Annotated in this window: 12 protein-coding genes; 9 read left to right on the plus strand and 3 right to left on the minus strand. The window is 72.5% G+C overall.

Annotated elements, in window-relative coordinates; all coding sequences use genetic code 11:
* Window positions 1-21 precede the first annotated feature (21 nt).
* Window positions 22-1,050, plus strand: coding sequence for a helix-turn-helix transcriptional regulator (locus K2224_RS00290; protein WP_260692263.1), 1,029 nt, complete (start codon window positions 22-24; stop codon window positions 1,048-1,050).
* Here the strand turns inward: K2224_RS00290 and dusB are convergent.
* A complete protein-coding gene (dusB, locus tag K2224_RS00295) occupies window positions 996-2,183 on the minus strand; it encodes a tRNA dihydrouridine synthase DusB (RefSeq protein ID WP_221904611.1) in 1,188 nt (395 codons plus the stop codon). The genes K2224_RS00290 and dusB overlap by 55 nt on opposite strands.
* 65 nt (window positions 2,184-2,248) lie before the next feature.
* Between dusB and K2224_RS00300 the strand changes: the two genes are divergently transcribed.
* Complete coding sequence (locus K2224_RS00300) at window positions 2,249-3,706, plus strand: MFS transporter (protein ID WP_221904612.1); 1,458 nt, start codon at window positions 2,249-2,251, stop codon at window positions 3,704-3,706.
* Window positions 3,707-3,738: 32 nt separating this feature from the next.
* On the opposite strand, the gene K2224_RS00305 is transcribed toward K2224_RS00300, so the two are convergent.
* Complete coding sequence (locus tag K2224_RS00305; RefSeq protein ID WP_221904613.1) at window positions 3,739-4,695, minus strand: helix-turn-helix transcriptional regulator; 957 nt, start codon at window positions 4,693-4,695, stop codon at window positions 3,739-3,741.
* 101 nt (window positions 4,696-4,796) lie between these two features.
* Between K2224_RS00305 and K2224_RS00310 the strand changes: the two genes are divergently transcribed.
* The 3 genes from K2224_RS00310 (at window position 4,797) to K2224_RS00320 (ending at window position 8,812) form a co-directional block, all read left to right on the plus strand.
* Window positions 4,797-6,284: an MFS transporter gene (locus tag K2224_RS00310; RefSeq protein WP_221904614.1), complete on the plus strand. Its 1,488-nt coding sequence runs from the start codon at window positions 4,797-4,799 to the stop codon at window positions 6,282-6,284.
* 162 nt (window positions 6,285-6,446) lie between these two features.
* Window positions 6,447-7,451 carry an aldo/keto reductase gene (locus K2224_RS00315; protein ID WP_221904615.1) on the plus strand — a complete coding sequence of 335 codons (1,005 nt, stop codon included), beginning with the start codon at window positions 6,447-6,449 and terminating at the stop codon, window positions 7,449-7,451.
* A gap of 779 nt (window positions 7,452-8,230) precedes the next feature.
* Complete coding sequence (locus K2224_RS00320) at window positions 8,231-8,812, plus strand: TetR family transcriptional regulator (RefSeq protein WP_221904616.1); 582 nt, start codon at window positions 8,231-8,233, stop codon at window positions 8,810-8,812.
* Window positions 8,813-9,038: 226 nt separating this feature from the next.
* Here the strand turns inward: K2224_RS00320 and K2224_RS00325 are convergent, their stop codons facing one another.
* Window positions 9,039-10,421 carry a glycine--tRNA ligase gene (locus K2224_RS00325; protein WP_221904617.1) on the minus strand — a complete coding sequence of 461 codons (1,383 nt, stop codon included), beginning with the start codon at window positions 10,419-10,421 and terminating at the stop codon, window positions 9,039-9,041.
* Between the two features lie 221 nt (window positions 10,422-10,642).
* On the opposite strand from K2224_RS00325, the gene K2224_RS00330 reads away from it, so the two are divergent.
* The 4 genes from K2224_RS00330 to K2224_RS00345 all read left to right on the plus strand — a co-directional run bounded on the left by K2224_RS00330 (window position 10,643) and on the right by K2224_RS00345 (window position 14,126).
* Window positions 10,643-11,605, plus strand: coding sequence for a metal ABC transporter substrate-binding protein (locus K2224_RS00330; protein ID WP_221904618.1), 963 nt, complete (start codon window positions 10,643-10,645; stop codon window positions 11,603-11,605).
* A gap of 130 nt (window positions 11,606-11,735) precedes the next feature.
* Window positions 11,736-12,560: a metal ABC transporter ATP-binding protein gene (locus K2224_RS00335; protein ID WP_260692264.1), complete on the plus strand. Its 825-nt coding sequence runs from the start codon at window positions 11,736-11,738 to the stop codon at window positions 12,558-12,560.
* 12 nt (window positions 12,561-12,572) lie between these two features.
* A complete protein-coding gene (locus K2224_RS00340) occupies window positions 12,573-13,469 on the plus strand; it encodes a metal ABC transporter permease (protein ID WP_221904619.1) in 897 nt (298 codons plus the stop codon).
* A 213-nt stretch (window positions 13,470-13,682) separates the two neighbouring features.
* Complete coding sequence (locus K2224_RS00345) at window positions 13,683-14,126, plus strand: Fur family transcriptional regulator (RefSeq protein WP_221904620.1); 444 nt, start codon at window positions 13,683-13,685, stop codon at window positions 14,124-14,126.
* Window positions 14,127-14,207 lie beyond the last annotated feature (81 nt).

Raw genomic sequence — 14,207 nt, forward strand, 5'->3', positions numbered from 1 at the left:
GGCGTCGCCGATGATGGGGCGGTGTCCGCGACCCCTCTGTCCCCCCTCCGCCCCGCCGCCGGCGCGGCCGCCCGGCGCGGTGAACTCGCCGCGTTCCTCCGGCTCCGCCGGGAACGCCTCGCCCCCCAGGACGTCGGGCTGCCCGTAGGCCCGCGGCGCCGCACCCCGGGACTGCGCCGCGAGGAGGTCGCCGAGCGGGCCGGTGTCGGGGTGGCCTGGTACACGTGGCTGGAGCAGGGACGGCCGATCAACCCCAGCACGCAGGTGCTGGACGCGATCGCCCGGGCCCTGCTGCTCGACCCGGCGGAGCGCGCCCATCTGCACCGGCTCGCCGACGTCCCCGGTGCCGCCACCGCCGCGCCCCCGCCCGCCGGCCCGCCGCCCGGCGAGCACACGCTCCAGACGATCCTCGACGCGCTGAACCCGCTGCCGGCGGGCCTGGTCGGCGCCCGCTACGACGTGCTGGCCTTCAACGACGCCTATGCCGCACTCGATCCGCGGATCGAGCTGCTGCCGCCGGCGGAACGGAACGTGCTGTGGCGGCTGTTCACCGCGGACGAGGAATCCCGGCCGCTGGTGGACTGGGAGCGTGAGGTGTCCGTCATGCTGGGGCACCTGCGGAACGAGTTCGGCCGCCGGCTCCAGGACCCGCAGTGGCAGGCGTACATCCGGCGGCTGGCCGAAGCGTCCCCGCTGTTCGCGGAAATGTGGGCGCGCCATGACGTCGCCGCGCCGGCCGCGCACCGCAAGACGTTCCGGGCGGTCGACGGCCGCCGCGTCACCATCGTCGCCACCGGCTTCACCCGCACCGAGGCGCCGGACGCCAAGCTGTGGATCTACACGCCGGCGGACGCGGACGCGGCGCGGGTGCTCGACGAGCTGCTGGCGCGCTATCGGGAGGTCGGCGCGGCCGGGCTGCTGGCCGGGGCGGCGGGCCCGGCCCGGCCCGGGGGCCGAACGGCCGCCGCGCACCGGCCCGTTCGAGAGGCCGCCGGTCAGCCGCCGGAGGTGTCCAGCTCGGCGTCCTCGCCGACGCCGGCGCAGTCGTAGGGGTCGCGCAGCCAACCGTCCGGAAGCACCACGCGGTTGTTGCCGGAGGTCCGGCCGCGCGGGCCGTCGGCGCCGGCCGGCCACGGCTGGTCCAGGTCGAGCTCGTGCAGCCCCTCCGCCAGCTCGGCCAGCGACGAGCTGATCGCCAGCCGCTTGCGCATCTCGGAGCCGACCGCGAAGCCCTTGAGGTACCAGGCGACGTGCTTGCGGAAGTCGATCACCCCGCGGGCCTCGTCGCCCAGCCACTCGCCGAGCAGGGTGGCGTGCCGCACCATGACGGCCGCGACCTCGCGCAGGCCGGGGGCCTTCGGCGCGCCGGTGCCCTCGAAGGCGGCGACCAGATCGCCGAAGAGCCAGGGGCGGCCCAGGCAGCCGCGGCCGACCACGACACCGTCGCAGCCGGTCTCCCGCATCATCCGCACCGCGTCGTCGGCCGACCAGATGTCGCCGTTGCCGAGCACCGGGATCTCCGGGACGTGCTCCTTCAGCCGGGCGATGGCGTCCCAGTCGGCGGTGCCGCCGTAGTGCTGGGAGGTGGTGCGGCCGTGCAGGGCGACGGCGGTGACGCCCTCCTCGACGGCGATCCGGCCGGCGTCGAGGTAGGTGAGGTGGTCCTCGTCGATGCCCTTGCGCATCTTCATCGTCACCGGCAGGTCACCGGCGCCACTGACCGCCTCGCGGAGGATGGCGCGCAACAGGGGCCGCTTGTACGGGAGGGCGGAGCCGCCGCCCTTGCGCGTGACCTTGGGGACCGGGCAGCCGAAGTTCAGGTCGATGTGGTCGGCCAGGTCCTCCTCGACGATCATGCGGACGGCCTTGCCGACGGTGACCGGATCCACACCGTAGAGCTGGATCGAGCGCGGGCGCTCGGTCGCGTCGAAGTGGATCAGCTGCATGGTCTTCTCGTTGCGCTCGACCAGCGCCCGAGTCGTGATCATCTCGCTGACGAAGAGCCCCTTGCCACCACTGCTGCGATCTCCCGGGGGCCGACCCCCGGACCCCCAGCCGTCGCCTTCGGCGAATTCCCGGCACAGCGTCCGGAACGGGGCGTTGGTGATCCCGGCCATCGGTGCCAGGACCACGGGGGGCTGCACCGTGTGCGGGCCGATCTGCAGCGAACTCATGGCTCCCATTGTCCCGCACCTGAGCGGTTCCCCCGCCAGGGGCCGCCCCGCCGGGATCGTTGTAGCGTTCAACCATGACCGACCTCAGCCGCCGGCGGCGTCTGCTCGTCCTGGCGATCTGCTGCATGAGCCTGCTGATCGTCAGTCTCGACAACACCGTCCTCAACGTCGCCCTGCCCTCGATGCAGCACGAACTGGGCGCCTCGGTCTCCGGTATGCAGTGGACGATCGACGCCTACACCCTGGTGCTGGCCGCGCTCCTGATGCTCGCCGGCTCGACCGCGGACCGCCTGGGCCGCCGCCGGGTCTTCATGGCCGGCCTGGTGGTCTTCTCGCTCGACTCGCTGCTGTGCAGCCTGGCGCCCGACCTGGGCTGGCTGGTGGTGTTCCGGATGGTGCAGGCGGTCGGCGGCTCGATGCTCAACCCCGTCGCCCTGTCGATCATCACCAACACCTTCACCGACCCCCGGGAGCGGGCCCGCGCCATCGGGGTGTGGGGCGGCGTGGTCGGCATCAGCATGGCCGCCGGGCCGGTGATCGGCGGGCTGCTGGTGCAGAGCGTCGGCTGGCGCTCGATCTTCTGGATCAACGTCCCGATCGGCGTCCTGGCGCTCGTCCTCACCCTCCGCTGGGTGCCGGAGTCCCGTGCGCCCCGGCCGCGCCGGGTCGACCCGGTGGGCCAGCTGCTGGTGATCACGCTGCTCGGCTCACTGACGTACGCGATCATCGAGGCCCCGGAAGCGGGCTGGACCTCGGCGCGGATCCTGGCGTTCGCGGTGCTGGCGCTGGCCTCCCTGGCGGCCCTGGTCGGCTACGAGCGACGCCGCCGGGAACCGCTGATCGACCTGCGGTTCTTCCACAGCGCCCCGTTCGCCGGCGCCACCGTGATAGCGGTCTGCGCGTTCGCCGCGCTCGGCGGCTTCCTGTTCGTCAACACCCTCTACCTGCAGAACATCCGCGGCCTGTCCGCCCTCCAGGCCGGGCTCTACATGCTGCCGATGGCCGGGATGACACTGATCTTCGCGCCGCTGTCCGGGCGGCTGGTCGGCGGGCGCGGTGCGCGGCTGCCGCTGCTGCTGGCCGGCTGCGCCACGGCGGCCAGCGGCCTGCTCTTCGCGGCCTTCAACACCGAGTCGGCCACCCCGCTGCTCTTCACCGGATACGTCCTCTTCGGCATCGGGTTCGGGCTGGTCAACGCCCCGATCACCAACACCGCGGTGTCCGGCATGCCGCGCACCCAGGCGGGCGTCGCGGCGGCCGTGGCCTCCACCAGCCGGCAGGTCGGGCAGTCGCTAGGCGTCGCGGTGTTCGGCGCCGTACTGGCCGGCGGGGCGCACGCCGGCGCCACCCGCCCGGAGTTCCTGGCCGCCGCCCACCCGGCCTGGTGGATCATCGTCGGCTGCGGCGGCGCCATCCTCCTCCTCGGCGCCCTGACCACGGGCCGCTGGGCCCGCGCGACCGCCCGGCACACCGCCGCCCTCTTCGAGGACGAGGGCACCCGCGACCACTCCCGGGCGGGCACCGGGTCGTAACGGGAGCGGCCGGAGCAGGGGACCGGCCGGCCCTACAACGCCACCGCGTGCGCCAGCTTCTCCAGCTCCTGCAGCCGCTCCCGGCTCGCCTCGTCCACCGGCGTGTAAGTCAGCACCTTCGCCCCGGGATTGGGGCCCAGCCACATGTTGGTGCCGATCAGCTGGAGGACGCCGACGACCGGGTGCCGGAAGACCTTGACCACGCCCCGGGGACGCTCGACCTCGTGCTGCGCCCATATCTCGCGGAACTCCGGCGACGCCTCCGTCAGCCGGGCCACCAGCGCCTTCCAGCCCGGCTCCGCGATGTGCTCGGCCATCGCCGAACGGAACTTGGCCGTCATCGTCCGGACCGTGGCCTCCCAGTCGGCCAGCCCCGTCCGCCACCCGGCGTGGGTGAACGCCAGCCACATGCAGTTGCGGTCCTCGTCGGGCAGCGCGTCCAGCTCGCACAACAGCTGCCCGTAGGTGCTGTTGTAGGCGAGGATGTCGAACCGGCTGTTCTGGACGACGGCGGGATACGGGGCGAGCTGGTCCAGGACGTCCCGCAGTGCGCGGGGGACGCCGGTGCACTCCTTGCCCGGCATCGGGTCGACCGAGCCGGCCAGCGCGAAGAGGTGGCTGCGCTCGGCACGGTCCAGCAACAGGGCGCGGGCGACGGCGTCCAGCACCTGGGGCGAGACGTGGATGTCCCGGCCCTGTTCGAGCCAGGTGTACCAGGTGACGCCGACGGCGCCGAGCTGGGCGACCTCCTCGCGGCGCAGGCCCGGGGTGCGGCGGCGGGTGCCGCGCGGCAGCCCGACCTGCTCGGGGGTGATCCGCTCGCGCCGGCTGCGCAGGAAGGCGGCCAGCTCGGCCCGCCGGACCGCGTCGTCCGCGCGGTGCCCGGCGCGGCCCGGTACCGTCCAGGCAGCACCGCTCGCGCTCGTCGCCCCGGGCACCCGCGCACCCGCTCGGGCCGCCCCCGCCGTCTCGCCCACATCCACCGTCATGCGTCCAGCGTGCCGCAGCCCGCAGCCGGTTGCCAGGTAGCGCTGGTACCAGGATAAGGACACTCTGGTACCCGGCTGAGCGACCCGGGATTCTCTTGTCCGTGAGTGAAACACCCATAGCCTCCGCCACTTTGGACGCCCCGTCCACCACCCCGCCCACCGGGTCCGCCGGCCCGGCTCCCGCCGCCCGCCCCGGCCCGGGGGCCGCCCCGCTGCTCACCCCGCTCGGCCTGCTGACCGTCCTGCTGGGCGCCGCCCTCCCGTTGATCGACTTCTTCATCGTCAACGTCGCCCTGCCCACCATCGACCACGATCTGCACGCCGGCCCCGCGATGCTGGAGATGGTGGTGGCCGGCTACGGCGTCTCCTACGCCACGCTGCTGGTGCTCGGCGGCCGGCTCGGCGACATGGTCGGGCGGCGCCGTCTCTTCCTCTGGGGACTGTCGACGTTCGGGCTGACCTCCCTGGCCTGCGGACTGGCCCCGGACGCCTGGACGTTGGTGGCCGCCCGGGTCGCCCAGGGCGCGGCGGCCGCGCTGCTGCTGCCCCAGGTGCTCGCCACCATCCAGGCCACCACCACCGGCCAGCGGCGCGCCAAGGCCGTCAGCCTCTACGGCGGCACGGCCGGGGTCTCCAGCGCCGTCGGTCAGGTGCTCGGCGGGCTGCTGGTCTCGGTGAATCTGGCCGGCAGCGGCTGGCGCGCGGTGTTCCTGGTGAACGTGCCGATCGCCGTGGTGGCCTGGCTGCTGGCGGCCCGTACGGTGCCCGAGACGCGGTCGCCGCACCCCAGCCGGGTGGACGGTCCCGGCACCGCGCTGCTGGCCACCACGCTGGTCACGCTGCTGCTGCCGCTGACCGAGGGCCGCGCCGCCGGCTGGCCCGTGTGGTCCTGGGTGCTGCTGGCCGTCTTCCCGTTCGCCGCCGTGGCGTTCGTCGTGGTGGAGCGCCGCGCGGAGCGTGCCGGGCGGACGCCGCTGGTCCCGCCCTCGCTCTTCGGCATCCCCTCGGTCCGCAGCGGGCTGGCCATGATCGTCCCGTTCTCGGTGGGCTTCGGCGGCTTCATGTTCGTGGTGGCGGTCGCCCTCCAGAGCGGACTGCGCTACGGGCCGCTGGCCGCGGGCGTCGCGCTGGTCCCGCTCTGCGTCGCCTTCTTCCTCTCCTCGCTGGCCGGGCCCCGGCTGGTGCAGCGCTTCGGGCGCAAGGTGGTGATCACCGGTTCGCTGATCCAGGGCGCCGGGCTTCTCGCCCTGGTCCTCACCGTCCGGGCGGGCTGGCCCGACATCCCGGTGGCCGCGCTCGCGCCGAGCATGACCGTGCTGGGCCTCGGTCAGGGAATGGTCCTGCCGGTGCTGCTGCGGATCGTGCTGAGCGAACTGCCGGTGGCGCAGGCCGGGGTCGGCGGCGGCGTGATGGTCACCACCCAGCAGTCGGGGCTGGCGCTGGGTGTGGCGACGCTCGGCACGCTCTTCCTCGCCCTGCTGCCCTCCGCGGGCATCCGCGACGCGTTCCTCGCAACCGTCCTGGCCCAGCTGGTGATCGTCCTGGGCACCACCCTGCTCGGCTTCCGGCTGCCCCGCACCATGCGCTGACCTGCGGCGGGGCCCCGGGGCGGCCTCGCCGATGCGCACACCCCTCACCCTTACGGATGACAAATATTGAAATCTGTCAGCCGTCATGTCATGGTGGATGCACGGCGCGACGGGCCAGCCCGCCGACGCCACCCCTCTCCCCTCCCACCCCAGGAGCACGCCGTGCAGACCCGCACCCTCGGCACCACCGGCCCGCAGACCTCCGCCCTCGGCCTCGGCTGCATGGGCATGTCCGCCCTCTACGGCGACGCCGACCGCACCGAATCCCTCGCCACCGTCCACGCCGCCCTCGAAGCAGGCATCACCCTCCTCGACACCGGCGACTTCTACGGCATGGGCCACAACGAACTCCTCATCAACGAGGCGCTCCGCACCGCCCCCGCCGCCCGGCGCGAAAAGGCCCTGCTCAGCGTGAAGTTCGGCGCCCTGCGCACCGTCGAGGGCGGCTTCAGCGGCTATGACGGCCGCCCCGCCGCGGTGAAGAACTTCGCCGCGTACTCCCTCCAGCGCCTGGGCACCGACCACATCGACATCTACCGCATCGCCCGCGTCGACCCGGACGTCCCGATCGAGGAGACCGTCGGCGCCATCGCCGAGCTGGTCGAGGCCGGCCACGTCCGCCACATCGGCCTCTCCGAGGTCGGCACGGACACCCTCCGCCGGGCCGCCGCGGTCGCCCCGATCTCCGACCTCCAGATCGAGTACTCCCTGCTCTCCCGCGGCATCGAGGACGCGATCCTGCCCACGGCCCGCGAGCTGGGCATCGGCGTCACCGCCTACGGCGTCCTCTCCCGCGGCCTGATCAGCGGCCACTTCGAGCGCGACCGCAAGCTCGCCGCCAACGACTTCCGCGGCATGTCCCCCCGCTTCCAGGGCGAGAACCTCGACCGCAACCTCGACCTGGTCGACGCCCTCCGCAAGATCGCCGACGAGAAGGGCATCACGGTCGCCCAGACCGCCATCGCCTGGGTCCTCTCCCGCGGCGAGGACATCGTCCCCCTCATCGGCGCCCGCCGCCGCGACCGCCTCACCGAGGCCCTCGGCGCCCTCGACACCACCCTCGCCCCCACCGACCTCACCGCCATCGAACGAGCGATCCCCGCCGGAGCGGCCTCCGGCGCCCGCTACCCGTCGTCACAGATGGCGCACCTCGACAGCGAGCGCTGAGCGCTGGGCTTTGCTTCCCACGTAGCCGGCGTTCCCGCCGTAGGGGTTCGCCGCTTGCGCCTGGCGGCGCGAGCCTCGTCGTACGTTGTCGGCCTTCCGGCCGTGGGGGGCTTGTCCTGTTGCGCCTGCGGCGCATTGCGGGTCCGCTGCGCGGGGCTGTTCCGGCCCGCTTCGCGGGCATTGGTTTGCCGCTGCGCGGGGCCGGTCCGCTGCGCGGGGCTGTCGGGTGCGGTGCCGGGCCTGCGGGGGTGGTGTGTCGGACTGCTGCGCTTTACGTCCGACACACCACCCCCTCCGGCCCGTCCCCTCCCGTGAGTGGTCATAAAGACGGTGGGTGGGGGCTGAGCCGGCTGGTCCGCCAACGGTCGCTTGTCGAGGGCTGACGGTCACTCGTTGAGGGACGGCCGCCCCTCAGTCCAGAGCCCGCAGGAGCCCAGCAACCGTTGCCCCGTCTATGGGTTTTCATGACCCACAACGGGAGGGGACGGGCCTCCGGGGCAGGGGTGTGCCGGACGTAAAGCGAAGCAGTCCGGCACACCCCTGCCCCGGAGGCCCGTCACCGCACCCAACAGCCCCGCGCAGCGGACACGCGCCGCAGGCGCAAAAGGCGAAGCGCCGCCAGGCGCAAGCAAGGCGAACCCCTACGGCGGGAACGCCGACTACGTGGGAAGACAGCCAAGCGGCCAGCGGCCAGCGGCCAGCGGCCAGCGCAAGGTACCGTCCATACGTAGAGGCCCGGCCCCCGCCAGGGCCCCTGATGGAAAGGTCGGCCCGGCACCATGCCACCCGAGACGTTGACGCCCGAGCGGATCCTCGAAGCCACCGAGGAGGTGCTGCGCCGGTATGGGCCGGCCAAGGCGACGGTGGTCGATGTCGCGCGGGCGCTGGGGGTCAGCCACGGCAGCGTCTACCGTCACTTCCGTACGAAGACGGCGCTGCGGGAGGCGGTCACGGCTCGCTGGCTGGACCGTACGAGCCAGCAGCTGGCGGCGATCGTCGACGAGGCGGGGCCCGCCGAGGACCGGCTGGGCCACTGGCTGGCCACGCTCTTCGACACCAAGCGGCACAAGGCCGGTGACGATCCCGAACTCTTCGCCACCTACATGACGTTGATCGGCGAGAGCGGTGGCGTGGTCGACCGGCACGTCAGCGATCTCGAAGCGCAGTTGACGAAGATCATCGAGGCGGGTGTCGCGGAGGGCGCCTTCCGCGCCGACTCCCCCGCCACCACCGCGCACGCCGTCTTCGCCGCCACCGGCCGCTTCCACGACCCGTGTTACGCCCCCGAGTGGTCCCGCCCGGAGATCACCGACGACTTCGACGCCGTCCGCGACCTCGTCCTGCGCGGACTGCGCGGCTAGGGCGCTTCTGCCCCGTCGCACAGGCCCCAGGGCAAGAAAGACCAAGGACGACAACGGAGCGCGCCGCCGCGCCCCGTGAGGGAACACATGAGAAAACGCAACGCCGGCCGGTCCCCAACTCCTCGGGGACCGGCCGGCGTTCATGCTGTCGCCGGGGGCGCCGGTTCGGGCCACGGCCGTGCGGCCGCGGCCCGAACCACTGTCGGCTCTCCCGCCGTCAGGCGGCTCAGCAGCCGAGCAGTCGCGCGCCCAGGTAGGACTGGATCTGGTCCAGGCCCACGCGCTCCTGCTTCATGGTGTCGCGCTCGCGCACCGTGACGGCGTTGTCGTCGAGGGTGTCGAAGTCGACGGTGACGCAGAACGGGGTGCCGATCTCGTCCTGGCGACGGTAGCGGCGGCCGATGGCGCCGGCGTCGTCGAACTCGATGTTCCAGAACTTGCGGAGGTCCGCGGCGAGACCCTTCGCCTTCGGCGAGAGCTGCGGGTTGCGGGAGAGCGGGAGGACCGCGACCTTCACCGGGGACAGGCGCGGGTCGAGGCGCAGCACGGTGCGCTTCTCCAGCTTGCCCTTGGCGTTGGGCGCCTCGTCCTCGGTGTAGGCGTCGAGCATGAAGGCGAGCATGGTGCGGCCGACACCGGCCGCCGGCTCGATGACGTACGGGGTGTAGCGCTCGCCGGCCTCCTGGTCGAAGTAGGAGAGGTCCTGGCCGGACGCCTTGGCGTGCGAGGAGAGGTCGTAGTCGGTGCGGTTGGCGACACCCTCCAGCTCGCCCCACTCCGAGCCGCCGAACTGGAAGCGGTACTCGATGTCAGCGGTGCGCTTGGAGTAGTGGGACAGCTTCTCCTTGGGGTGCTCGTACCAGCGGACGTTCTCCTCGCGGAGACCGAGGTCGCGGTACCAGTTCCAGCGCTGCTCCATCCAGTACTCGTGCCACTGCTCGTCCTCGCCCGGCTTGACGAAGAACTCCATCTCCATCTGCTCGAACTCGCGGGTGCGGAAGATGAAGTTGCCCGGGGTGATCTCGTTCCGGAAGGACTTGCCCATCTGGGCAATGCCGAACGGGGGCTTCTTCCGGGAGGTCTGCTGGACCTGCGCGAAGTTGGTGAAGATGCCCTGGGCGGTCTCGGGGCGCAGGTAGGCGACGGACGCGGTGTCCTGCGAGGGGCCGAGGTGGGTGGAGAGCAGACCGGAGAACTGCTTGGGCTCGGTGAAGCCGCCCTTGTTGCCGCAGTGCGGGCAGTTGATGTCGGCGAGGCCGTTCTCGGGGAGCCTGCCGTGCTTGGCCTCGTACGCCTCCTCCAGGTGGTCGGCGCGGAAGCGCTTGTGGCAGGAGGTGCACTCGGTGAGCGGGTCGGTGAAGGTGGCGACGTGGCCGGACGCCTGCCACACCTCGGGGGCCAGGATCACCGACGAGTCGATGCCGACCACGTCCTCGCGGGAGGTGACCATGGCGCGCCACCACTGGCGCTTGATGTTCTCCTTGAGCTCGACGCCGAGGGGACCGTAGTCCCAGGCAGCGCGCGAGCCGCCGTAGATCTCACTGCAGGGGTAGACGAAGCCACGGCGCTTGCTCAGGCTGACGATGGTATCGATCTTGTCGGCGGCCACGGTGCTCTCTTCAGTACGACGTCGGACAGTGGATAGGGGGCGCGCTGCGCCTCGGTGAGGTGTGGTGAACGCGAGACGGCTGGGCGAATAGTTCAGGGTAGCGGCGGGCGTACCCCCCGGACCAAATCGATTCGGGATCGGTTCCGGCCGCTTGTCGGCCACCTGTGACCTGGCGCGCACTTTGTTGACAATCATTTCCACCTTTGTTGAAAATGAGTGTCATGAACGTGCGCCCTCACATATCCACCGCCGCCGTCGCCGGAGCCGCGGTCCTCGGTCTGCTGGCCCTCTCCGCCTGCTCCCCCACCGCCTCCGGGCGCACCGACGACGGCAAGCTGAAGGTGACGGCGTCGTTCTATCCGCTGCAGTTCCTCGCCCAGCAGATCGGCGGGTCCCACGTCGAGGTGTCCAACCTCACCAAGCCCGGCGTGGAGCCGCACGACCTGACGCTCACCCCCCAGCAGACCGGCCGGCTCGGCGAGGCCGGCGCGATCGTCTACCTCAAGGGCCTCCAGCCCGCCGTGGACGACGCGGTCGCCCAGTCCGGGGTGAAGCACATCGCCGACGCGGCGAAGCTGACCCCGCTGGAGACGCACGGCCCCGAGGTCGACGGGCACCACCACACCACCGGCGACAACCACTCGCACTCCGAGTCCGAGCCCGGCCTGGACCCGCACGTCTGGCTGGACCCGGTGAAGTTCGCCCAGGTCGCCAAGGGGGTCAACACCACGTTCGCGGCGGCCGACCCCGCGCACAAGGCGGACTACCAGAAGAACACCGACGCCCTGGTGAAGAAGCTGGACGCGCTGAACAAGGAGTTCGCGGACGGGCTGAAGAACCGCGCCTCGGACACCTTCATCACCACGCACGCGGCCTTCGGCTACCTCGCCGAGCGCTACGGCCTCACCGAGGAGGCGATCAGCGGCCTGGACCCGGAGTCCGAGCCCAGCGCCAACCGCATCAAGGACCTGCACACCCTCGCGGAGCGGCACCACGTCTCCACGGTGTTCTTCGAGACGCTGGCCAACCCGGCCACCGCCAAGACGCTCGCCGGCGACCTGCACCTGAAGACGGACGTGCTGGACCCGCTGGAGGGCATCACCGGCAAGTCCCGCGGCACCGACTACTTCTCGGTGCAGCGCGCCAACCTCGCCGCGCTGCAGAAGGCGCTCGGCACCAAGTGACCGGCCGCGCGCCCCGCCCGCGGACCGGGCCCGTCCCGCACACCGGCCCGTACGCCCCGCACCACGCCCGCACCACACGCACCCCGCGCACCCCTCGCCCCAGGACGCACCGCACGACGGAGGTCAGCAGATGAAGGACACCGGCCAGACCGTCATAGCCCCGGAGGCCGCCGACCGGCCCGCCCGGGACCGCTCGGCCGTCATCGAGCTGCGCGGGGCCACCGCGTCGCTGGGCGCCCGGCCGGTGCTGCGCGGGGTCGACCTGACGGTGCGGACCGGCGAGGTCGTCGCGCTGCTCGGCGCCAACGGCTCGGGCAAGTCCACCGCCGTCCGCTCGGTGATCGGCCAGGTCCCGCTGACCGGCGGCGAACTGGCGCTCTTCGGGACGCCGTTCCGCCGCTTCAAGGACTGGGCGCGGATCGGCTACGTGCCGCAGCGCACCACCGCGGCCGGCGGGGTGCCGGCCACCGTCCGCGAGGTGGTCACCGCCGGCCGGCTGGCCCGGGCGAGGCTCGGCCTGCTGCGCAAGGCGGACCGGACGGCGGTGCACCACGCGCTGGAGCTGGTCGGGATGGCGGACCGGGCCCGGGACTCCGTCAACGCCCTGTCGGGAGGACAGCACCAACGAGTGCTGATCGCCCGCGCGCTGGCCGGCGAGCCCGATCTGCTGATCATGGACGAGCCGATGGCCGGCGTCGACCTGGCCAGCCAGGAGGTGCTGGCCTCGGCCCTCCGCGAGCAGGTCGCCCGCGGCGTCACGGTCCTGCTGGTGCTGCACGAACTCGGCCCGCTGGAGCCGCTGATCGACCGCGCGGTGGTGCTGCGGGACGGCTGCGTCGTCCACGACGGGCCGCCGCCCGAGGCGGTGGGGCAGCACGCCCTGCCCGGCCACGACCACGTCCACCCGCACGCCGACGCCGCCGCGGAGCCGCTCCGCACCGGCCTGCTGAGCTAGGGGCCCGCCACCATGGAAATGCTCTCCTTCGCCTTCATGCAGCGGGCGCTGATCGCCGCCCTGATCGTCGGGATCACCGCGCCCGCCATCGGCATCTACCTCGTCCAGCGCCGCCAGGCCCTGATGGGCGACGGCATCGGCCATGTCGCACTGACCGGCGTCGGCCTGGGCTTTCTGCTCAACACCAGCCCGGTGTGGGTCGCCACCGCGGTCGCGGTGGTCGGCTCGGTGGTGATGGAGCTGATCCGCTGGTACGGCAAGACCCGCGGCGACCTGGCGCTGGCCATGCTGTTCTACGGCGGCATGGCGGGCGGTGTGATGCTGATGAACCTCTCGGACGCGGGCTCCAGCGCCAACCTGGGGACGTATCTGTTCGGTTCGATCACCACCGTCTCGCCGCAGGACATGACGACGATCTGCGTGCTGGCCGCGCTGGTGCTGGCGATCACGGTGGGGCTGCGCCGCCAGCTGTTCGCGGTCTGCCAGGACGAGGAGTTCGCCCGGGTCACCGGCCTGCCGGTGCGGCTGCTGAACCTCCTGGTCGCGGTGACCGCCGCGGTCACCGTCACGGTCGCCATGCGGGTCGTCGGCCTGCTGCTGGTCAGTGCGCTGATGGTGATCCCGGTCGCGGCCGCCCAGCAGATCAGCCGCAGTTTCGCGGTGACCTTCGTGACCGCGGTGGCGATCGGCGTCGCGGTGACCCTCACCGGCACCACCGCCTCGTACTACGTCGACGTGCCGTCCGGCGCGACCATCGTGCTGTTCGCCATCGCGCTGTTCGTGGTCTTCACGGCGCTGGCCGCCCCGCTGGCCCGAAGGCGCGCGGCGGCCGCCGCCGCGACGGCCGGGAAGGGGTGCACCCTGGAGGTACCGGGCAGCCGCACCGCCGAGGACGACGTCAAGGTGTGACGCCCCCACGGCCCCACGGCCCCCACGACCCCGCTGCCGCACCACCGCACCGCTGTCCGGAAGGCCGCCGGCGGCCGTGTGGGACACCCCGGCCGAGGGATACATAAGGAAAGGAAGGAAGCGGTAAAGCGCTGAACAGGGCTCCCGGTCATCACCTGGCACAATGGCCAAACGCATGCGCGGGTCAAGTCCTGACGTCCTAGGGAGGCAACGGTGGCGACGAGCGCGGGTTCTCCGGTCCGCGGCCGGTCGACGCGGCAGCGCACCGCGGTTTCGGCCGCACTCGACGAGGTCGACGAGTTCCGCAGCGCACAGGAACTCCACGACATGCTCAAGCACCGGGGCGACTCGGTGGGACTGACCACCGTCTACCGGACGCTCCAGTCCCTCGCCGACGCCGGTGAGGTCGACGTGCTGCGCACCAGCGACGGCGAGGCCGTCTACCGCCGGTGCAGCAGCGACGACCATCACCACCACCTGGTCTGCCGCGGCTGCGGCCGGGCCGTCGAGGTCGAGGGCCCGGCGGTGGAGAAGTGGGCCGACCAGATCGCCGCCGAGCACGGCTTCCGCGACGTGGCGCACACCGTCGAGATCTTCGGCACCTGCGGCGAGTGCGCGGAGAAGGCGGAGTCGGGGGCGGGCGGCAGGCGCGCCTGACGCCCCGGAGCCGGCGCCGCCCCGAAGCAGGCAGCGGCCACCAGCATGACGGGTCGCCTCCCCACGCGGGGAGGCGGCCCG

Source organism: Streptomyces sp. BHT-5-2 (assembly GCF_019774615.1).
Classification (GTDB): Bacteria; Actinomycetota; Actinomycetes; order Streptomycetales; family Streptomycetaceae; genus Streptomyces.